19 protein-coding genes and 1 pseudogene are annotated in these 19,474 nt (G+C 73.0%); 13 read left to right on the top strand and 7 right to left on the bottom strand.

Annotation, left to right across the window (positions count from 1 at the left end; translation table 11 throughout):
* Window positions 1-238 precede the first annotated feature (238 nt).
* From ACFO3M_RS21040 to ACFO3M_RS21010, 7 genes are all read left to right on the top strand, one after another.
* The gene (locus ACFO3M_RS21040) at window positions 239-1,567 is read left to right on the top strand and encodes a serine hydroxymethyltransferase (protein ID WP_387993622.1); all 1,329 of its coding nucleotides are present in this window, start codon (window positions 239-241) and stop codon (window positions 1,565-1,567) included.
* A complete protein-coding gene (locus tag ACFO3M_RS21035; protein WP_387993619.1) occupies window positions 1,564-2,796 on the top strand; it encodes a sarcosine oxidase subunit beta family protein in 1,233 nt (410 codons plus the stop codon). The genes ACFO3M_RS21040 and ACFO3M_RS21035 overlap by 4 nt, the downstream gene beginning before the upstream one ends.
* Window positions 2,797-2,812: 16 nt before the next feature.
* Window positions 2,813-3,091 carry a sarcosine oxidase subunit delta gene (locus ACFO3M_RS21030; RefSeq protein ID WP_387993616.1) on the top strand — a complete coding sequence of 93 codons (279 nt, stop codon included), beginning with the start codon at window positions 2,813-2,815 and terminating at the stop codon, window positions 3,089-3,091.
* On the top strand, window positions 3,088-5,958 hold the full coding sequence (locus ACFO3M_RS21025; protein ID WP_387993613.1) for a 2Fe-2S iron-sulfur cluster-binding protein: 2,871 nt from the start codon (window positions 3,088-3,090) through the stop codon (window positions 5,956-5,958). Before ACFO3M_RS21030 ends, ACFO3M_RS21025 begins: the two co-directional genes overlap by 4 nt.
* Window positions 5,951-6,535 carry a sarcosine oxidase subunit gamma gene (locus ACFO3M_RS21020; RefSeq protein WP_387993611.1) on the top strand — a complete coding sequence of 195 codons (585 nt, stop codon included), beginning with the start codon at window positions 5,951-5,953 and terminating at the stop codon, window positions 6,533-6,535. Before ACFO3M_RS21025 ends, ACFO3M_RS21020 begins: the two co-directional genes overlap by 8 nt.
* Window positions 6,536-6,585: 50 nt before the next feature.
* A complete protein-coding gene (locus tag ACFO3M_RS21015) occupies window positions 6,586-9,054 on the top strand; it encodes a GcvT family protein (RefSeq protein WP_387993608.1) in 2,469 nt (822 codons plus the stop codon).
* A 261-nt stretch (window positions 9,055-9,315) separates the two neighbouring features.
* Complete coding sequence (locus tag ACFO3M_RS21010; protein WP_387993605.1) at window positions 9,316-9,561, top strand: dihydropteroate synthase; 246 nt, start codon at window positions 9,316-9,318, stop codon at window positions 9,559-9,561.
* Between the two features lie 9 nt (window positions 9,562-9,570).
* Here ACFO3M_RS21010 and ACFO3M_RS21005 read toward each other — a convergent pair whose 3' ends face one another.
* Window positions 9,571-10,239: a GntR family transcriptional regulator gene (locus ACFO3M_RS21005; RefSeq protein WP_387993602.1), complete on the bottom strand. Its 669-nt coding sequence runs from the start codon at window positions 10,237-10,239 to the stop codon at window positions 9,571-9,573.
* A 141-nt stretch (window positions 10,240-10,380) separates the two neighbouring features.
* On the opposite strand from ACFO3M_RS21005, the gene ACFO3M_RS21000 reads away from it, so the two are divergent.
* Both ACFO3M_RS21000 and purU read left to right on the top strand, forming a co-directional pair.
* Complete coding sequence (locus tag ACFO3M_RS21000; RefSeq protein WP_387993599.1) at window positions 10,381-11,754, top strand: L-serine ammonia-lyase; 1,374 nt, start codon at window positions 10,381-10,383, stop codon at window positions 11,752-11,754.
* 10 nt (window positions 11,755-11,764) lie between these two features.
* Window positions 11,765-12,613, top strand: a complete 849-nt coding sequence (gene purU / locus ACFO3M_RS20995) for a formyltetrahydrofolate deformylase (protein WP_387993597.1) — start codon at window positions 11,765-11,767, stop codon at window positions 12,611-12,613.
* A 156-nt stretch (window positions 12,614-12,769) separates the two neighbouring features.
* On the opposite strand, the gene ACFO3M_RS20990 is transcribed toward purU, so the two are convergent.
* Together ACFO3M_RS20990 and ACFO3M_RS20985 are read right to left on the bottom strand one after the other, a co-directional pair.
* A complete protein-coding gene (locus ACFO3M_RS20990; RefSeq protein ID WP_387993595.1) occupies window positions 12,770-14,173 on the bottom strand; it encodes a threonine/serine exporter family protein in 1,404 nt (467 codons plus the stop codon).
* Window positions 14,174-14,799: 626 nt separating this feature from the next.
* Window positions 14,800-14,973 carry a hypothetical protein gene (locus ACFO3M_RS20985; protein WP_387993592.1) on the bottom strand — a complete coding sequence of 58 codons (174 nt, stop codon included), beginning with the start codon at window positions 14,971-14,973 and terminating at the stop codon, window positions 14,800-14,802.
* A 129-nt stretch (window positions 14,974-15,102) separates the two neighbouring features.
* Between ACFO3M_RS20985 and ACFO3M_RS20980 the strand changes: the two are divergent.
* The 3 genes and pseudogenes from ACFO3M_RS20980 to ACFO3M_RS20970 form a co-directional block, all read left to right on the top strand.
* A pseudogene (locus tag ACFO3M_RS20980) lies at window positions 15,103-15,375 on the top strand (IS110 family transposase); the annotation flags it as partial.
* Window positions 15,376-15,969: 594 nt separating this feature from the next.
* Window positions 15,970-16,743, top strand: coding sequence for an enoyl-CoA hydratase/isomerase family protein (locus tag ACFO3M_RS20975; RefSeq protein ID WP_387993589.1), 774 nt, complete (start codon window positions 15,970-15,972; stop codon window positions 16,741-16,743).
* Window positions 16,744-17,118: 375 nt separating this feature from the next.
* Window positions 17,119-17,547, top strand: coding sequence for a hypothetical protein (locus ACFO3M_RS20970; protein ID WP_387993586.1), 429 nt, complete (start codon window positions 17,119-17,121; stop codon window positions 17,545-17,547).
* Between the two features lie 9 nt (window positions 17,548-17,556).
* Here the strand turns inward: ACFO3M_RS20970 and ACFO3M_RS20965 are convergent, their stop codons facing one another.
* Together ACFO3M_RS20965 and ACFO3M_RS20960 are read right to left on the bottom strand one after the other, a co-directional pair.
* Window positions 17,557-17,973 carry a hypothetical protein gene (locus ACFO3M_RS20965; protein WP_387993583.1) on the bottom strand — a complete coding sequence of 139 codons (417 nt, stop codon included), beginning with the start codon at window positions 17,971-17,973 and terminating at the stop codon, window positions 17,557-17,559.
* Window positions 17,974-18,107: 134 nt separating this feature from the next.
* Window positions 18,108-18,632: a ferritin gene (locus ACFO3M_RS20960; RefSeq protein WP_387993581.1), complete on the bottom strand. Its 525-nt coding sequence runs from the start codon at window positions 18,630-18,632 to the stop codon at window positions 18,108-18,110.
* A 116-nt stretch (window positions 18,633-18,748) separates the two neighbouring features.
* Between ACFO3M_RS20960 and ACFO3M_RS20955 the strand changes: the two genes are divergently transcribed.
* The gene (locus ACFO3M_RS20955) at window positions 18,749-18,916 is read left to right on the top strand and encodes a hypothetical protein (RefSeq protein WP_387993578.1); all 168 of its coding nucleotides are present in this window, start codon (window positions 18,749-18,751) and stop codon (window positions 18,914-18,916) included.
* A gap of 51 nt (window positions 18,917-18,967) precedes the next feature.
* Here ACFO3M_RS20955 and ACFO3M_RS20950 read toward each other — a convergent pair whose 3' ends face one another.
* Window positions 18,968-19,186 carry a hypothetical protein gene (locus tag ACFO3M_RS20950; RefSeq protein ID WP_387993576.1) on the bottom strand — a complete coding sequence of 73 codons (219 nt, stop codon included), beginning with the start codon at window positions 19,184-19,186 and terminating at the stop codon, window positions 18,968-18,970.
* 52 nt (window positions 19,187-19,238) lie between these two features.
* Window positions 19,239-19,376 carry a hypothetical protein gene (locus ACFO3M_RS20945; RefSeq protein ID WP_387993574.1) on the bottom strand — a complete coding sequence of 46 codons (138 nt, stop codon included), beginning with the start codon at window positions 19,374-19,376 and terminating at the stop codon, window positions 19,239-19,241.
* Between the last annotated feature and the right edge of the window lie 98 nt (window positions 19,377-19,474).

Raw genomic sequence — 19,474 nt, 5'->3', positions numbered from 1 at the left:
ACCGGTTCTCCCTTGCCGCGGGCGACGACGCCCCTCACCTCGTAGGCCATGCCGGTGGTTCCTCTCGGGATGTGCGAAGCGGACGCGGTGGTCCCTGCTGTGCGGGTCGCGGGCGATCGGGGGAGTGGCGGGACATCCGCCCCCGGTCGCCCCTTGACCCCGCGCAGCGCCGACCCTACGGTGTTGCACGACTGATATACCAGTCCTCAGCGTCATTTCCTTACAGGAGGGACCCGGCATGGTCGTCCACGTCGACGCAGCGCCCCAGGCCCCGACCGTTCCCGACCGCGTGCTCGACCGCTCGCTGGCGGACACCGACCCGCAGGTCCACCAGGCCGTCTCCGCGGAGCTGGTCCGGCAGCAGACCACGCTGGAGATGATCGCCAGCGAGAACTTCGCGCCGGTGGCGGTCATGCAGGCCCAGGGCTCGGTGCTGACCAACAAGTACGCCGAGGGCTATCCGGGCCGGCGCTACTACGGCGGCTGCGAGCACGTGGACGTCGTCGAGCAGCTGGCCCTCGACCGGCTGAAGGCGCTGTTCGCCGCCGAGTACGCCAACGTGCAGCCGCACTCGGGCGCCCAGGCCAACGCCGCGGCGATGGCGGCCCTGCTGCACCCCGGCGACACCATCCTCGGGCTGGACCTGGCGCACGGCGGTCACCTGACGCACGGCATGAAGCTCAACTTCTCCGGCAAGCTCTACGACGTCGCCGCCTACCACGTGCGGCCCGACGACCACCGCGTGGACATGGCCGAGGTCGACCGGCTGGCCCACGAGCGCCGACCCAGACTGATCATCGCCGGCTGGTCGGCCTACCCACGGCAGCTCGACTTCGCCGCGTTCCGCCGGATCGCCGACGAGGTCGGCGCCTACCTGATGGTCGACATGGCCCACTTCGCCGGCCTGGTCGCCGCCGGACTGCACCCCTCGCCCGTCCCGCACGCCCACGTCGTCACCTCGACCACCCACAAGACCCTCGGCGGGCCGCGGGGCGGCGTCATCCTGGCCACCGCAGAGCTGTCCAAGAAGTTCAACTCCTCCGTCTTCCCCGGCCAGCAGGGCGGCCCGCTGGAGCACGTGATCGCCGCCAAGGCCGTCGCCTTCAAGCTGGCCGGGGAGCCCGCGTTCCGCGAGCGGCAGGAGCGCACCCTCGCCGGCGCCCGGATCCTGGCCGACCGGCTGCTGGCCGCCGACTCCCGCGCGGCGGGCATCGGCGTGGTCAGCGGCGGTACCGACGTCCACCTGGTCCTCGTGGACCTGCGCGAGTCGGAGCTCGACGGCCGCCAGGCCGAGGACCGGCTGCACTCCATCGGGATCACCGTCAACCGCAACGCGGTGCCCTTCGACCCCCGCCCGCCGATGGTCAGCTCCGGGGTGCGCATCGGCACGCCGGCGCTGGCGGCGCGCGGCTTCACCCTCGACGACTTCGCCGAGGTCGCCGACGTGATCGCCGCCGCGCTGCGGCCCTCGGTCGGCGAGGCCGAGCTCGCCGGGCTCCGCGGGCGGGTCACCCGGCTGGCCGACCGTCACCCGCTCTACCCCGACCTGACGGAGGTCCCCCGATGAGCCCCCGCACCCCCGGCGCCGACCTGCCGGAGCACCCGGACTTCCTGTGGCGGGACCCCGAGCCGAAGCGCTCCTACGACGTGGTGGTCATCGGCGGCGGCGGGCACGGCCTGGCCACGGCGCACTACCTCGCCGAGAACCACGGCATCACGAACGTCGCGGTGCTGGAGAAGGGGTGGCTGGCGGGCGGCAACATGGCCCGCAACACCACGATCATCCGCTCGAACTACCTGTGGGACGAGAGCTCGGCCATCTACGAGCACGCGCTGAAGCTGTGGGAGGGGCTCGAGGAGGACCTCGGCTACCCGATCCTGTTCAGCCAGCGCGGCGTGCTCAACCTCGCCCACACCCTGCAGGACGTCCGCGACAGCGTGCGCCGGGTCGAGGCCAACAAGCTCAACGGCGTCGACGCGGAGTGGCTGGAGCCCGACGAGGTCCGCAAGATCTGCCCGGTCGTCAACACGTCGGGCGACATCCGCTACCCCGTCCTGGGCGCGACGTACCAGCCGCGCGCCGGCATCGCCAAGCACGACTACGTGGCCTGGGGTTTCGCCCGCCGGGCCCACCGGGCCGGCATCGACCTCATCCAGGACTGCGAGGTCACCGGGTTCGCCACCGACGGCGACCGGGTCACCGGGGTGCAGACCACCCGCGGCACCATCGCCGCCGGCAGGGTCGCCCTCTGCGCGGCCGGCCACACCTCCGTGCTCACGGACATGCTCGGCATCCGGGTCCCGCTGCAGAGCCACCCGCTGCAGGCGCTGGTCTCCGAGCTGCTCGAGCCGGTGCACCCCACCGTGGTCATGTCCAACGCCGTCCACGTGTACGTCTCCCAGGCGCACAAGGGCGAGCTCGTCATGGGCGCCGGCGTGGACTCCTACAACGGCTACGGCCAGCGCGGCGCCTTCCACGTCATCGAGCGCCAGATGGCCGCCGCCGTCGAACTCTTCCCGGTGTTCGCGCGGGCGCACCTGCTGCGCACCTGGGGCGGCATCGTCGACGTCAGCCCGGACGCCTCACCGATCGTGGGCCGGACCCCCTACGACAACCTCTACCTCAACTGCGGCTGGGGCACCGGCGGGTTCAAGGCCACCCCCGGCATCGGCTGGGCCCTGGCGCACACCATCGCCCACGACGAGCCCCACCCCACCGTGGCGCCGTTCACCCTCGACCGGTTCGTCACCGGCGCGCTCGTCGACGAGCACGGCGCGGCCGCCGTCGCCCACTGACCCCGGGGAGCCCTCCGTGCAACTCATCGAATGCCCGTGGTGCGGCCCCCGCGAGGAGGTCGAGTTCCGCTACGGCGGCCAGGCCCACGTCCCGTACCCGGACGCCCCCGGCGCGCTCTCCGACGAGCAGTGGGCGCACTACGTCTTCTTCCGCGACAACCCCAAGGGCCGCTTCGCCGAGCGCTGGCACCACAGCGCCGGCTGCCGGCGCTGGTTCAACGCGATCCGCGACACCGCCACCTACCGCTTCGAGCGCGTCTACCGCCTCGATGACCCGAAGCCGGTGACCCCGTGACCAGTCCCTTCCGCACCGCCGAGGGCGGGCGCATCGACCGCGCCACCACCCTCGAGTTCACCTTCGACGGGCAGACCCTCACCGGCCACCCCGGCGACACGCTGGCCTCGGCGCTGCTCGCCTCCGGCCGGCACCAGGTCGCCACGAGCACCACGTTCGGCCGCCCGCGGGGCATCGCCGCGGCCTGGGCCGAGGACCCCGGTGGCCTCGTGCAGATCGAGGAGCCCTTCCCCGAGCCCATGCTGCTGGCCACGACCGTCGAGCTCCACGAGGGACTGGTCGCCCACGGCCTGCCGGGGCAGGGTCGCCTCGCCGAGGTCCCCGACTCCGCCCGCTACGACGCCGTCCACCACCACGTGGACGTCCTCGTCGTGGGGGCCGGGCCCGCGGGTCTGGCCGCCGCGCTCACCGCCGCCCGGGCGGGGGCCCGTGTGGCGCTGGTCGACGAGCAGTCCGAGGCCGGCGGCTCGCTGCTGTCGGGCACCGACCGCCTCGACGGGGTCCCGGCGCCGGAGTGGGTGGCGGACGCGGTCGCGGAGCTGGCCGCGCACCCGGAGGTGCTGCACCTGCAGCGCACCACCGCGTTCGGCGGCTACGACGACGGCTTCGTCCTGGCGCTGGAGCGGCGCACCGACCACCTCGGCGCCGCCGCGCCCCGGCGCATCTCCCGCCAGCGGGTGTGGCGCCTGCGCGCGCGCTCCGTCGTCATCGCCACCGGAGCGCACGAGCGCCCGGTCGTCTTCGCCGACAACGACCGGCCGGGCACCATGCTCGCCGGCGCCGCCCGGACCTTCCTGCACCGCTACGGCGTGCTGCCCGGCCGTGAGGCCGTCGTGTTCACCACCAACGACAGCGCCTACGACGCCGCCCTCGACCTGTCCCGCGCCGGCGTGCGGGTGCAGGCGGTGGTCGACGCGCGGCCGGAGGGCTCCCCGCAGCGGCGTGCGGAGTGCGAGCGTGCCGGCATCCGCGTCCTCCCCGGGGCCGTCGTCACCGGCACGCGGGGGAGCGGGCGGGTCACGCACGCCCTCGTCGCCCCCTTCGTGGACGGGCAGGTGGGGGCCGCCACCGCGATCGCCTGCGACCTCCTGCTGGTCAGCGGCGGCTGGAACCCGGCGGTGCACCTGTTCAGCCAGGCCCGCGGCCGGCTGCGCTACGACGAGACCCTCGGCGCGTTCGTCCCCGGGGAGGACCTCGACGGCCTGTCGGTGGCCGGCTCGGCCGCCGGCGTGTTCGACCTGGCGGGGTGCCTGGCCGACGGGCAGCGGGTGGCCCGCGCGGCACTGGCCGCCCTGGCGATCGCGCCGGCGGGGGAGGACCGGCTGCCCAGCGCCCCGGAGCCCGTCGTCCCGGCGGCGTCCCTGGTGCTGTGGCGGGTGCCGGACACCTCCGGCGCCGAGGGCACCACCTCGTTCGTCGACCTGCAGCGCGACGCGACGGTCGCCGACATCGCCCGCGCGGTCGGCGCCGGGCTGCGCTCCATCGAGCACGTCAAGCGCTACACGACCATCGGGACGGCGCACGACCAGGGCAAGACCTCCGGCGTCCTCGCCTCCGGGATCACCGCCGAGCTGCTCGGCATCCCGGTGCAGGACACCGGGACCACCACCTTCCGGCCGCCCTACACCCCGGTCGCCTTCGCCGCACTGGCCGGGCGCGACCGCGGCCGGCTCTTCGACCCCGAGCGGGTCACCGCCCTGCACGAGTGGCACGTGGCGGCCGGGGCCGTCTTCGAGGACGTCGGCCAGTGGAAGCGCCCGCGCTACTACCCGCGGCCCGGCGAGGACATCGAGGCCGCGGTCCTGCGCGAGTGCGCCGCGGCCCGCACCGGTGTCGGGATCCTCGACGGCTCGACCCTCGGCAAGATCGACGTCCAGGGTCCCGACGCCGCGGTCCTGCTGGACCGGCTCTACACGAACCTGATCAGCAGCCTGAAGGTCGGCTCGGTCCGGTACGGCGTCATGTGCGGCGTGGACGGCATGGTCATCGACGACGGCACGGTGCTGCGCCTGGCCGAGGACCGCTTCCTCGTCCTCACCACCACCGGCGGAGCGGCGAAGGTCCTCGACTGGATGGAGGAGTGGGTCCAGACCGAGTGGCCGGACCTGCGGGTGCACTGCACCTCGGTCACCGAGCAGTGGGTCACCTTCCCCGTCGTCGGCCCCCGTTCCCGCGACGTCGTCGGTGCGGTCTTCCCCGGCGTGGACGTCTCCAACGAGGCCCTCCCGTTCATGACCTGGCGGGACACCACCCTCGACGGGGTGCCGGTCCGGCTGGCCCGGATCAGCTTCTCCGGCGAGCTCGCCTTCGAGGTCTACGTGAACTCCTGGTACGCGGTCGCGGTCTGGCAGCGGCTGCTCCAGGCCGGCCGGCCGTACGGGATCACCCCGTACGGCACGGAGACCATGCACGTCCTGCGCGCGGAGAAGGGCTACCCGATCATCGGGCAGGACACCGACGGCACCGTCACCCCGCACGACCTGGGCATGGCGTGGGCGGTGTCGAAGAAGAAGCCCGACTTCATCGGCAAGCGCTCCTTCGCCCGCCAGGCCAACGCCGATCCGCTGCGCAAGCAGCTGGTCGGGCTGCTGCCCGTCGACCGGCAGACCGTGCTGCCCGAGGGCTCGCAGATCGTGGAGTTCCGCGCCGACGGCCGGCTGCCGCCCCCGCCGGTCCCGATGCTGGGGCACGTCACGTCCAGCTACCGCAGTGCCGAGCTCGCCCGCCCCTTCGCCCTCGCCCTGGTCAAGGGCGGCCGGTCGCGCATCGGCGACACCGTCCACGTCCCCGTCAACGGCACCCTCGTCCCGGTCGAGGTCACCGGCTCGGTGCTGGTCGATCCCGAAGGAGCCCGTCGCGATGGCTGAGCTGCTGCGCACCCACCCGCTCACGGCCTGGAACACCGCGTTCGAGCGCCTGCCCGACACCGTGGCCGTCGCCGTCGAGCCGTTCGTCGCGATGGTCGACGTCCGGCTCGGCGCGGGCGGCGCCGCGGCGGCGGCGGCGCTCGGCGTCGAGCTGCCGGTGGTCCCCAACACCTGGGTGGCGGCCGGCACCGGACGGGCCGTGTGGCTCGGCCCCGACGAGTGGCTGCTCACCAGCACCACCGGCGCGCCGGAGGAGCTGGAGGCCCGGGTCCGCGCCGCCGTCCTCCCGCTGGGCGGCTCCGCGACCGACGTCTCCGCGCAGCGGATCGGTCTCCGGCTGACGGGCGCGCGAGTGCGCGACGTCCTGGCCAAGGGCTGCTCGATCGACCTGCACCCGCGGGTGTTCGGCCGGGGGCGCAGCGCGCAGACGACGCTCGGCCAGGCCGGGGTCGTGCTGCTGGCCCTCTCCGACGCCGCCGACGACTTCGTCGTCCTCGTCCGGTCCTCCTTCGCCGGCTACCTCGCCGACTGGCTGCTCGACGCGGCCCTCGAGTTCACCCCGACCCCCCACGGCTGACCGGCCCCGTCGGCAGTCCCGGGTCCCACCGGCACGTCAGGAGCGAAGCAATGTCCACCACCCCTCGCGTGGTCGTCATCGGAGCGGGGATCGTCGGTGCCAACCTGGCCGACGAGCTGACCGCCCGTGGCTGGGACCGCGTCACCGTCGTCGACCAGGGGCCCCTGCCGCTGACCGGGGGCTCCACGTCGCACGCGCCGGGGCTGGTCTTCCAGACCAACGCCTCGAAGACCATGACGGCGTTCGCCGGCTACACGGTGGAGAAGCTCAAGGACATCGACGTCGACGGTGCCTGGTGCTTCAACCAGGTCGGCGGCCTCGAGGTCGCCACCACGCCGGAGCGGCTCGCCGACCTGCACCGCAAGCAGGGCTGGGCCACCTCCTGGGGCGTCGAGGCGCAGGTGGTCGACGTCGACGAGTGCGTGCGGCTGCACCCGCTGGTCGACCGCGACCGCATCCTCGGCGGCCTGCACGTCCCCAGCGACGGCCTGGCCAAGGCGTCGCGGGCGGTCGTCGCGCTGGCCCGCCGCGCCGAGGCGCGGGGCGCCCGCTTCCAGGGCTCGACCCGGGTGACCGGCATCGAGCAGACCGGTGGCCGGGTGACCGGCGTCCGCACCCCGGACGGCGTCATCCCCGCCGACGTCGTGGTCTCCTGCGCCGGTTTCTGGGGGCAGGAGCTCGGCGCGATGGTCGGGATGAGCGTGCCGCTGCTGCCGCTGGCCCACCAGTTCGTCTGGACCGGCCAGGTGCCCGGCCTGGTCGGCCGCAACGACGAGCTGAGCGAGGCGAGCCTGCCGATCCTGCGCCACCAGGACCAGGACCTCTACTACCGGGAGCGCGCCGACCGCCTCGGCATCGGCTCCTACGCGCACCGGCCGATGCCGGTCGACCTGGGGGAGCTGCCGCAGGGGGACGGCGTCCGGGAGTCGTCGATGCCCTCGATGCTGCCCTTCACGGAGGAGGACTTCGCCGCCGCGTGGGAGGAGAGCCGGCTGCTGCTGCCCTCGCTGCGGTCCTCGAAGATCGACTCCGGCTTCAACGGGGTCTTCTCCTTCACCCCGGACGGCGGCCCGCTGATCGGGGAGTCACGGGACGTGGCGGGCTTCTGGATCGCCGAGGCGGTCTGGGTGACGCACTCGGCCGGCGTCGCCCGGTCGGTGGCCCAGCTGCTGGTCGACGGCCGGAGCGAGGTGGACCTGCACGGCTGTGACGTGCACCGCTTCGAGGACGTCCAGCTCACGCCCGAGTACGTCAGCGAGACCTCGCAGCAGAACTTCGTCGAGGTCTACGACGTCATCCACCCGCTGCAGCCCCGGCTGTCCCCGCGCGACCTGCGGGTCAGCCCCTTCCACGCCCGGCAGCAGGAGCTCGGCGCGGTCTTCCTCGAGGCCGCCGGCTGGGAGCGGCCGCACTGGTACGAGGCCAACGCGCACCTGGTCGACGAGCTGCCCGCGGAGTGGGTGCCGCCGGAGCGCGACGCGTGGGCCGGGCGGTTCTGGTCCCCGATCGCAGCCGCGGAGGCGTGGCGGACCCGCACCGCCGTGGCGCTGTACGACATGACCCCCCTCAAGCGGCTCGAGGTCAGCGGCCCCGGCGCCCTCGACCTCCTGCAGCGGCTCACGACCGGGGAGATGGACAAGTCCGTCGGGTCGGTGACCTACACGCTCGCCCTCGACGAGGCCGGCGGCATCCGCAGCGACCTCACCGTCGCCCGGCTCGGCGCGCAGCTCTTCCAGGTCGGCGCCAACGGCCCCCTCGACCACGACCTCCTGCTGCGCGAGGCGCCGGACGACGGCAGCGTGCAGGTCCGGGACGTCACCGGCGGCACCTGCTGCATCGGGCTGTGGGGCCCGCGGGCCCGCGACCTGGTGCAGCGGGTCTGTGCCGACGACCTCAGCAACGACGGGCTGAGGTACTTCCGCGCCAAGCGGGTCCGGATCGGGGGAGTGCCGGTGACGGCGATGCGGCTGTCCTACGTCGGGGAGCTCGGCTGGGAGCTCTACACCAGCGCCGACCACGGACAGCGGCTGTGGGACGTGCTGTGGCGGGCCGGCCAGGACCTCGACGTCGTCGCCGCGGGCCGGGCGGCGTTCAGCAGCCTGCGGCTGGAGAAGGGCTACCGCGCGTGGGGCCACGACATGACCACCGAGCACGACCCCTACGAGGCCGGTCTCGGGTTCGCGGTGCGCAAGCAGAAGACCGCCGACTTCGTCGGACGGCAGGCCCTCGCCGGGAGGGGCGACGACACGGTGAGCCGCCGGCTGTCCTGCCTGACGGTCGACGACGGCCGCAGCGTCGTCCTCGGCCACGAGCCGGTGTTCGTCGACGGCCGCCCGGCGGGCTACGTGACGAGCGCGGCCTTCGGGCACACCGTCGGCCGGCCGGTCGCCTACGCCTGGCTGCCGGCCTCCGCGACCGTCGGCACGAGCGTCGAGATCGAGTACTTCGGGGCCCGCATCCGCGCGACCGTCGCCACCGAACCGCTGGTCGACCCCGGGATGTCCCGGATCCGGGGCTGAAGCTGGACCCGCCCGTGCGCACCGGCACCCTCCAGACGTTCCTGGAGCAGCCCGCCCCCGCGGTACCGGGCGGGGTCGTCCCGGTGGTCGAGGCCCTCGCCCGGCAGGTCACCGTGCCGCTGTCGGTGGACACCTCGCGGCCCGAGGTGGGGCCCTCCTCGCCGCACGCACTGCTGCGTGCCTCGACGCCGGCGTCCACCTCGAGCACGTCCGGGTCGACCCGGGTTCGGGTTCGGGTTCGGCGAGACGTCGGCACACGACGTGGCGTTGCTCGCGTCGCTGGGTGCGTCCACCGGCCTCGGTGTGCCGGTCGTGGTGGGCCTGTCCCGCGAGCCGGTGCTCGGCCGGCTGACCGGACGGAGTGCGGGGGACCGGCTGCCCGGCTCCCTGGCCGCGGCCCTCGTCCCGGTCCGGCGCAGCGCGTCGGTGGTGCGCGTGCACGACGCCGCCGCGCGCGACGTCCTGGCCGTCCGGGACGCCGTCCGCACGGGGGCGACGGTTCCCTGACCGGTCCTGTCAGATCACCTCGCGGATCGCCTTCTCGAAGCCGAGGACGTGCTCACGGGCGAGGTCGTCGGCCCGGTCGGCGTCGCCGGCGGCGATCGCCCGGAGCAGCTCCACGTGTTCCCTGACGTGCGCGTCGACCGTGGGCAGCCGATCGAGGAAGAGGCAGAAGATCCGGGTGGCCAGGTTGTCGTAGCGGATCAGGACGTCCTCCAGGTGCGGGTTGCCCGCGGCCCGGTAGATCGCCCGGTGCACCGCGAGGTCCCAGCGCATGAGCTCGGTCCGGTCGACCCGGGTGACGTCGAGCTGTGCGATGTGTGCGGCCAGCTCCTCGAGGTCGGGCTGCCTCGTCCGAGGAGCGCGTTCGGCGGCCCGACGGGCGGCCAGCGGCTCCAGTTGGGCGCGGATGTCGGAGATGTGCGCCAGGTCGGAGATGTCCATGCCCGAGGCGAACGTGCCGCGCCGCGGGTAGGACACCACCAGTCGGTCGCCCTCCAGCCGCTTCAGCGCCTCGCGGACCGGCGTCCGGCCCACGTCCAGGTCCTTGGCCAGCTCGTCGTCGTCGATCGGGTCGCCCGGGCGGATGTCGAGCATGATCAGCCGGTCCCGGATCGCTACGTAGGCCCTGTCCGCCAGGGACGTGGCGGCCGACGGGTCGAGATCCAGGGGAGCGAGGGCCACCAGGAGATCGTACGGCTTGGTGGCCACCGGCTCTTGCCTCGTGAGAGGGATCGACATACCGTCAGCGTACATCTGATATACCAACTGTGTACCTGCCTCCGCAGTTGGTCGTCATCCCGGCAGCGGAAGAGGGAGGCACGGGTGACCACCAGCGCCTTCGACCTGTTCAAGGTGGGGATCGGTCCGTCCAGCTCCCACACCGTCGGTCCCATGCGGGCCGCCGCGACCTTCGTCGCGCGGCTGTCCGAGCAGGGGCTGCTCGAACGGGTGGCCGGCGTCCGGTGCGAGTTGTTCGGCTCGCTCGGCGCCACCGGGCACGGCCACGGCAGCGTCCGGGCCGTCGTCCTCGGTCTGGAGGGCGAGCAGCCCGACGTCGTCGATCCCGTCGCGGCCGGGCCGCGGGTGGAGGCCGTCCGCCGCGAGGGGAAGCTCCGGCTGGCCGGCGAACACCCGATCGCCTTCTCGGTGGACGACGACGTCGTGCTGCACCGGCGCAGGCGCCTGGCGTTCCACAGCAACGGGATGCTCTTCACGGCCCTCGACCCCGCCGGGGGAGAACTCTCCCGCCGCGAGTACTACTCGGTGGGTGGCGGCTTCGTCCTCGACGAGGACGAGGCCGGCGACCCGGTGGTCGTCGAGGACCGCACGCCGGTGCGCCACCCCTTCCGCACCGGCAGGGAGCTGCTGGCGCACACCCGGGAGACCGGACTGCGGATCAGCGACGTGATGCTGGCCAACGAGCTCGCCTGGCGCACCGAGGCCGAGGTCCGCGCCGGCCTGCTGCACATCTGGTCGGTGATGCAGGAGTGCGTGGAGCGCGGCACCCGGACCACCGGCGTCCTGCCCGGTGGCCTGAAGGTCCGCCGGCGCGCGGCCGCACTGCGCACCCAGCTGGAGGACCACCCGGACGAGGACGACCCGATGCGTGCCGTGGAGTGGGTGACCCTCCACGCCCTGGCGGTCAACGAGGAGAACGCCGCCGGCGGGCGGGTGGTCACCGCGCCGACCAACGGTGCCGCCGGCATCGTCCCGGCGGTCCTGCACTACTACCGCGACTTCGTCGACTCCTGCTCGGAGGACGGTGTCGTGCGGTTCCTGCTCACCGCCGCGGCGATCGGCCTGCTGTTCAAGGAGAACGCCTCCATCTCCGGTGCCGAGGTGGGGTGCCAGGGCGAGGTCGGCTCGGCCTGCTCCATGGCGGCCGCCGGCCTCGCCGAGGTCCTCGGGGGGACGCCGGAGCAGGTGGAGAACGCCGCCGAGATCGGCATCGAGCACAACCTCGGCCTCACCTGCGACCCGGTCGGCGGGCTGGTGCAGATCCCGTGCATCGAGCGCAACGCCGTCGGCGCGGTCAAGGCCGTCACCGCGGCCCGGATGGCCGTGCGCGGGGACGGACGGCACCACGTCCCGCTGGACAAGGCCATCAAGACGATGCGCGAGACCGGCGCGGACATGAAGGACAAGTACAAGGAGACCGCCCGTGGCGGGCTGGCGCTCAACGTCGTCGAGTGCTGAGGAGGCACCCGTGTCCCACCCGTTCACCCTCACGCTGAGCTGCCAGGAGCGCCCGGGCATCGTGCACGCGGTCAGCACGTTCCTGTTCGAGCAGGGCTGCGACATCGTCGAGCACCAGCAGTTCGACGACGCCGTCCGCGGCCAGCTGTTCCTGCGGACGGCGTTCGTCTGCTCGCAGGACACCGACGCCGCCCGGCTGACGGCGGACTTCCGTGCGGTGGCCGACGAGTTCGGCATGTCCTACCAGGTCTCCGGCGACCAGCCGCAGCGCGTGCTCGTCCTGGTCTCCAGGCTGGGCCACTGCCTCAACGACCTGATCTTCCGCTGGCGGGCCGGCAGCCTCGGCGCTGAGCTGGTCGCCGTCGTCTCCAACCACGAGGACCTGCGCCCGATGGCGGAGGCGGCCGGGCTGCCGTTCCACCACGTGCCCGTGACGCCGGGGACCAAGCGGGAGGCCGAGGTGCGACTGCTCGAGCTGGTCGACGAGCACCGCGCCGACCTGGTCGTGCTCGCCCGCTACATGCAGGTCCTCTCCGACGAGGCCTGCGCCGCCCTCCACGGCCGGGCGATCAACATCCACCACTCCTTCCTGCCCGGCTTCAAGGGCGCCAAGCCCTACCACCAGGCCTTCGACCGCGGCGTGAAGCTGGTGGGCGCGACGGCCCACTACGTGACCCCCGACCTCGACGAGGGGCCGATCATCGAGCAGGAGGTCATCCGCATCGACCACACCTACGACCCGCGCGCCCTCGCCACGGTCGGCCAGGACGCCGAGGCCCTGGCACTGTCGCGCGCCGTCCGGTGGCACAGCGAGCAGCGGGTGCTCCTCAACGGGCACAGCACCGTCGTCTTCCGCTGACCCGGCCGCGAGAGCTCTGGTGCCGACCGCGACGGCGGGCGTGCCCTCGCCCGCGCTCGACCGCGTCCACCGGCACCTGTAGGAGGAGCTCGGGCCGCAGCGTGGTCCGGCGGGTGAGGGGGCTCGCCCGCCCGCGGGCCCTGCTCAGGGCACTGCTCACTCGATGGTCATCGCCCGGCGGCGGACGCGCTCGTCGTAGCGGTCGCGCTCGCCGCTGAGGGGCCTGCCGAGGTACTCGCCCAGCGTGACGCCGGCAGCGAGGGCGAGCCCGACGGCGCCGGCCCCGACGAGGGCGCCGAGCCCGTCGTCGATCCGTGCCTCGACGACGATGGTGAACAGGCCGTGGTAGACCGCCAGCCCGGGCAGCAGCGGGACGATGCCGCAGACGGCGACGAGCTGCGGTGGGACCCGGAGCCGCTCGGTCAGCGCCTCACCGCACGACCCCAGGACGACGGCCGCGACCCCGGCGGCCAGCGCGGGACCGGCGCCCAGCTCGCCGGCTGCCCAGAACGTCGCCCAGGCCAGCGCTCCGGCCACCGCGGCCAGACCGACGGCGCGCGGCCGGGCATGGGTGGCCAGGGCCCAGAACCCGGCGATCCCGGCCGACGCGGCCAGCGCGACGGCGAACGGCACGGGAGCGGGAGAGGTGTCGATGACGGTCAGCGGGAGCTGGGCGCGCTGGGCCAGATCGAGGACGCCGGCGATGCCCACGACGATGCCGGCGGTCAGGGTCACCACCTCGAAGGCCCGCGCCCCGGCGGTCACCGGGAAGCCGCTGATGGCGTCCTGGGCCGCGCTGACCAGGGACAACCCGGCGAGCAGCACGACGATGCCGGCGGCGACGACCAGGGAGGTCTGCACGTCGACGTCCCAGGTGAGCAGGAGAACGGCGACCCCGGTAGCCAGCGCGGCCCCGGCCACCTGCTGGAAGAACAGCGGCAGGCTCCGCCGGTTGAGCGCGCGCATCACCTGCTCGACCAGAGCGGTGGTCAGCGCCGCGAGGAGGGCCTCCCGCCAGCCGCCGCCGAGGACCAGCCCGAAGCACCCGGCGACGCCGGCCCAGCCCAGCGCGGTCACGCTCCGGCGGTAGGTGGCGGGCGCCGAGACCACCCGGTCCAGCCGGCGGTGCGCCTCCTCGACGTCGAGGTCGCCGGCGCCGACCGCACGGGCCAGGTCGGTGATGCCCTGCAGGCGGGTGTAGTCGAGCCGGCTCGTCTGCACGATCCGCATCGCGGTGAGAGGTACCGCGTTCTCGCGGTCGTAGCTGACCGTGATCGACGTGAAGGTGATGTCGATCTGGCAGCTGGTGAGCCCGTAGGCGGCAGCGACCCGCAGCACCGTCGCGGTCGCGTCGGCCGCTGAGGCCCCGACGGCCAGCATCGACGCCCCGATGCGCAGCGCCAGCCCCAGCGCGGCGTGCGCGGTGAGGTCGTCCATCCGGCTCGCCTGGGCCCGCAGGCCGATCGGCGCGGTCGGCGGGCTGGTCCCCGCGATCGCGCGCCAGGCCCGCTGCGGGATGCGTGCGTACGGCATGGAGCGGTTCGGAGGCCAGGTGGGCACGCCTCCACGGTATGTGCGGCCGACGCGCCGACCGGCCACCACGCGACGGCCGGCCCATGACGGGTACGACGGGGCTCGGCGCGACCGACTCGCGACCGACGAACGGCGCTCGGGAGCCGACGACAGCCCGCCACCTCCGTTGAGGAGCGACCCCTCTCAGCTGCACGTTCGATGCTGACCACCATCCGCCACCCCGCACGGGATCGACTCGCAGGACCATGCGGCTCGAGCCCGACCCCGTGAGGCCGAACTCTGGTTCGGCACTCGCGTGGACCTGCACTGCCGGCTCGAGGCGATCGCCCGGACCGAGCCCGCCGGCGGGGGGGCATCGGGCCGCGCCGGCCGAGCAGCAGCCGTCGGGACCGGACATACGGGCGCAGCGCGCGTACCCGCAGGTAGCGGCCCACGGCCTGGGCGGTCTTCGCGCCGAACGGCACGACCCGCGGACGGGAGCCCCTGCCGGTGACGCGGGCCGGCTCCCGGTCCGGGTCGACGTCGGTCAGGTCCGGCCCACACAGCTCCGACACCCGTACGCCGGTGTCGGCAGCAGCCTCGGCACCACCTCGTCGCGGCGACCGAGGAACACCGCGCGGTCGAAGACGCCCGCAGCGGGCGGTGAACGGGTGCTATGAACTCTCCGCCGCGGTTGGAGCCAGCGGAGCCACCTGGACGTTGACGTAGATGTCATGGCCGCTGATCTCGACCACCGTGTCGGCCGGGAAGCCAAGCAGCTCGACCCGGTAGTGCCACTGACGATTGCCGGAGTCGCGCCACGGGCTGACGAATACGATGTCCGGCACGTCCGAATCCAACGGAGCCGAGACCTGCGCTTCGCCGGCACCCCTTGGCGCCGGCGCTGACCGGGCAGTCCACGGCGTCGGCACTGGAGTCGCCGCCCAGCTGCTGGTGACCGCCGGGGACAACCCCAGCGGCTGCGCTCCGAGGCCGCCTGCGCCCAACTCTGCGACCCTGCGCCACTACAGGGCAGCAGTGGCCGCACCATCCGCCATCGGCTCGACCGCGGCGGGGACCGGCACGCCGACTGCGCCCTGCACATCATCGCTCTGGTCCGGCTGTCGCCTCACCAAGCGACTCAGGGCTATGCGACATGCCGACGAGCCGATGGCCTGAGCGACCTCGAGATCATCCGCTGCCTCGAGCGCTACATCGCCCGGAGAATGCACCACGTCCTCGTCGCTTGACGAGGGAGTAGGAGCATGTCGGTCGGACAGACCGTCGCTCGTCTCTGGCGCTGCCGATCGAGGTCGTCGCTTCCTGACCACGACGTCGAGCGCGGAGCAGGTCCGGTGGCTCGTGGACGCACGGACCGTGCAGGACGGCATCCAACGGTGTCCTGGATGGCTGCTGGGCTCTGTCCGGTTGTCGAAGGGTGCCCGCGCTGCAATCACAGTGGTGTTGAGAACCGAACGGCCGTCGGAGACGCCCCCTCGGCTGCCAGGGCTGGACCGGTGCCTCAGGTGCTGCTCGGGTCCGCTGGGCCCGATCGATGGCAGGGCAACGTAGCAGCGAGGCCACAGCGGGAGGTCCTGGTCGTGAGGCAACGGACGACGGCCACACGGTGTGGGCCACAGGACGGCTCGACCCCGTCCCGGGCAAGAGATGTCCGCTCACCGCACCAGCGGTCACCCCGGCCCAACCGGTCTTGACGGCCGTAGGACCTTCGGTAAGGCATCGGGGAGCTGTTGCTCGTTCTCCTTGCTCGAAGCTCCGCCCGGCCGCGACCCTGGATCGAGCCTGGCTTCCAGGGTCGGTCAACGGTGCGAAGGTGGGGGCGGATGGTCGACTTCTTGCGAGTCACGGTGCACGACCGGGTGGGGTGGATCGAGTACGACCGCCCGCCGGTCAACGCCTTCCACTGGGAGATGCTCCGCGAGGTGCCGGAGGCCCTGGAGCGACACCTTACGGACCCCACCGTCCGGGTGGTGGTGATCGGCAGCGCCCTCGACACCCACTTCAGCGTCGGCGCGGACCTGCGGGTCTTCGCCGACATGGACGACGGAGGCATGCGTCGCTGGGTGGACGTGTGCCACGATCTGGTCCGCAGGATGCGCGCGTCGCCGAAACCGCTGCTGGCGGCCGTGCACGGCACCGCGGTCGGGGGCGGCCTGGAGATGGCGCTGCACTGCGACATCCGCTTCGCCGCGCGTACCGCCCGGCTCGGGCAGCCGGAGATTGGCATCGGGTTCATCCCTCCGGTCGGCGCGACGCAGGCGCTGGCCCGCCTGCTGGGTCGGCCTCAGGCGCTGCGGTTCCTCTACGACGGCACCCTGCTGAGCGCAGAGGAGGCCTCCGCCATCGGCCTCGTGGACGTCGTGGTGGCTGACGAGCGGCTCCGCGAGGAGGTGCAGGGCTACGCCGAGGGGCTGGCCCGGAAGCCGGCGCGGGCGCTGGCGGCGATCCGGCGCTGCATCACCGAGGGCTTCGACCTGCCCTTCGAGGCGGGCCTGGCCATCGAGCGGGAGGAGGCGGTGGCGCTCGGCGCGACGGCGGACTTCCGCGAGGGACTGGCCGCCTTCCTCGGCAGACGACCACCGGTCTGGTCGGACTGACCTGGGAGCTGATCCGCTCCGGAGCCCTGGGCGCGCGACGGGGAGCCGTTCGCGTCTGCGACCGACGCGCGAGTTGGACGAATCCGGCTCTGTCGCGGTGAGGCGACGAAGCCCCGCGACCAGCTTTCGACCAACGAACCCCTCTCGACGCCCGACGATGACCAACGTCAAGCGACGGCGTGACCGGTCGCTCACCCGAACGTTCATCGCCGATCTACCGCTGCCGACGACCCCTAGATCAACTGCCGGACAAGCCGTCGACGACTGGGGTGGCCCGTCGCTCCGCTCAAGCGGGGTCCAGGTGTGCCGATGGAACCAAGCGCAAGGAGCCTCCTCGAGACGACCCCGCGCGAGAGGCAACGGATGCGCCTGACGATGATCGGCACCTTGACAGCCGGTGTTCTCCTGCTGTCCGCCTGTACTGAGGCGGCTCCATCCGCCGCTCCGACAGCGACCCCGACCACGCCTACGTGGGCGCTGTTCGAGAGCCCGTCGGGTCTGGAGGTCGAAGCAGAACAGGAGGCGCGGGCAACCCTGGAGGAGCAGCGACGAGCGGCTGAAGACCAGCAGCAACAGGCGGAGGCGGCAGCAGCGGCCGCCCGGGCTGTCGCGGCGGAGGCGGCGGCCGGTGAGGAGGCGACCGTCGTCGAGGAGGAGTGCATCGGCTACGGGTGCAGCCCGGAGCAGGACGCTGAGATCAACGACCTGGAGGTGCGGTGTTCCGACGGCACGGCCACGGTCGAGGAGTGCTTCGGACCCGGCGCGGATGCCAACGGCAACGGCATCGCGGACGTCAACGAGTAGTCCGCCGACTCACCGTCGATCGCCCAGGCTGAGGCGCCGGTGGGCCTCAGCCTGGGCCCGCTCGACGGCGGTCGAGGCGGCGTAGCGGGACAGCATGTCGTCGCTGCGCCAGCCGGCCAGCATCACCGATGGCGCGGCCTCGGCGAGACGGTCCCACCGCGCTGTGACGCGGCCGCGCTCGGCGGCCACGACCTGGGCCACCAGGGTCTCGCTGATGCCGGCCTGCTGCGCTCGGGCGACCGCGACCGCGACCGCGACCGCGACCCGCGCATCGGCGTCACTGGAGATCGATGACGTGTGGCGAGTCGCCTCGAGCGAAGCCCACCCCGGCCGTGCGACGGCGCGGGCATGGCAGCGCAGCAGGCCGCCGAGGTCGGGACCGGTCGGCGACGGGAGGAGCGCCGCCCCTCCGGCTTCCGTCGCCACGGCGCCGGCCTCGTCGTTGGCGGCGTCGTGGTGTCCTCGTACGACGAGAACGTCTGCACGAGGACGAACGCCGGCACGAGTGCGACGAGGATGCATACCGGGGCCAACAGGTCGGTCAGCGGGATGCCCTCGGCTCAGGCCCCTGCCACCGGTGGTGCGGTGGGGTCGGCCGCCTCGGTCGTGACTTCCCGGAGCACGTAGTCCTCGATGGTCTCCAGGTCGTGGGTGGAGCGTTTCACGATCGTGAGCAGGTCGCTCATCTTGCTGACCTCCTCGATCTGCTCCTTGATGAACCACTGCATGAACTGGTCGGAGGCGAAGTCGTTCTCCCGCCGCGCGATCCCGATCAGCGCGCCGATCTGCTCGGTGACCCGCTTCTCCTGCTCCAGCGCCAGGGCGACCGGCGCGACGACGTCGGGGAACTCGTTGACCGGGGCCGCGACGGCGGGGATGCGCACCGGCGCGTCGGAGTCGAGCAGGTAGCGGACCATCATCATGGCGTGCTGCCGCTCCTCGAGCGCCTGGTCGAAGAAGAGCTGCGCCGTCCGGGGCATGGTCAGCTGGTCGAAGTACACCGCGCAGGAGACGTACTGCTGGTGCGCGGCGAACTCGTTGCCGATCTGCGTGTTCAGCAGCTCGACGAAGGCGGGGGCGGCCATCGGGACTCCCGGACGTGTGCGGTGGCGGTCACCGGACGTTAACCGGTGACCCTCCGGTGCCCGTGGATCACCCGCAAAGGGAAGGCTAGCCTCACCGGGTGGCCAAGTCGGCGGGCATGCCCAAGAAGAAGTGTTGCCAGGACAGGCCGCGCTGCAAGCGGTGTCCCCTCCGCGCCCTCGCCGAGGGGACGCTCCCGCCGGGCTACACGGTCAAGAAGCGCCGCCTGGTCAAGCTGGACAAGGCCGACAAGGTGCTCGCCAAGAGCAGTCGGAAGGCTGCCTGATCCCTCCCTCCCCACCGCGCCGCCGGGCGGCGGTCAGCCGGCCTTGCGTGGTCACGGGCCCGTGTCAGCGCTGATGCGGGCCGCGGCCGCCGGGATCCAGTCGTGACTGGCATCGAGTCCCTCGGCGGTAGCTGCGGCGCGCAGGGTCGCTGCCGCCGTCTCGGGTGGCTGGCCCATCGCTCGATCTCTTGCCAGTTCGTACACGGCGAGCGCCTTCAGGCGCTGCTCGAGCGGTAGGCCCGCCAGCAGGCTTCTCCAGTCGTCCTCCACCCGTGAGGTCGTGCCCCCTGACACGCGGACCATGCCGGTCGTTCAGTCGGGATCACTCGGGAGGAGGGGAGCCGATGGTCGCGTCCTCGGGAGCGCTGACGGCCTTCACCATCGACCGGGTCAGCAGGCCGGCCGCGACGGCCGCGGCAGCCGCGATCGCGGACCGGAGCAGACGGTCTCTGAGATCCATGGCGACCTCCGGAGGGAGAGGTGTGCGACGGAGCGACGGGGGAGTACGCGAGCAGCACCGGAGGACGGGGGGTGCCTGTCGAGTGAGCGTTGCGCTTC

The sequence above is a fragment of the Geodermatophilus arenarius genome (assembly GCF_042654585.1).
In the GTDB taxonomy this organism is placed as follows: Bacteria; Actinomycetota; Actinomycetes; order Mycobacteriales; family Geodermatophilaceae; genus Geodermatophilus; species Geodermatophilus arenarius.
The sequence above is the reverse complement of the archived record's forward strand: the minus strand, read 5'-3'. Positions and strand labels throughout refer to the sequence as shown.

Coding starts and splice junctions, on each gene's coding strand:
- ACFO3M_RS20970 (WP_387993586.1), top strand. CDS start 17,119: ATGATCGGCACCTTGACAGCCGGTGTTCTCCTGCTGTCCGCCTGTACT.
- ACFO3M_RS20975 (WP_387993589.1), top strand. CDS start 15,970: ATGGTCGACTTCTTGCGAGTCACGGTGCACGACCGGGTGGGGTGGATC.
- ACFO3M_RS21020 (WP_387993611.1), top strand. CDS start 5,951: ATGGCTGAGCTGCTGCGCACCCACCCGCTCACGGCCTGGAACACCGCG.
- ACFO3M_RS20955 (WP_387993578.1), top strand. CDS start 18,749: ATGCCCAAGAAGAAGTGTTGCCAGGACAGGCCGCGCTGCAAGCGGTGT.
- ACFO3M_RS20960 (WP_387993581.1), bottom strand. CDS start 18,632: ATGGCCGCCCCCGCCTTCGTCGAGCTGCTGAACACGCAGATCGGCAAC.
- ACFO3M_RS21015 (WP_387993608.1), top strand. CDS start 6,586: ATGTCCACCACCCCTCGCGTGGTCGTCATCGGAGCGGGGATCGTCGGT.
- ACFO3M_RS21040 (WP_387993622.1), top strand. CDS start 239: ATGGTCGTCCACGTCGACGCAGCGCCCCAGGCCCCGACCGTTCCCGAC.
- ACFO3M_RS21035 (WP_387993619.1), top strand. CDS start 1,564: ATGAGCCCCCGCACCCCCGGCGCCGACCTGCCGGAGCACCCGGACTTC.
- ACFO3M_RS20945 (WP_387993574.1), bottom strand. CDS start 19,376: ATGGATCTCAGAGACCGTCTGCTCCGGTCCGCGATCGCGGCTGCCGCG.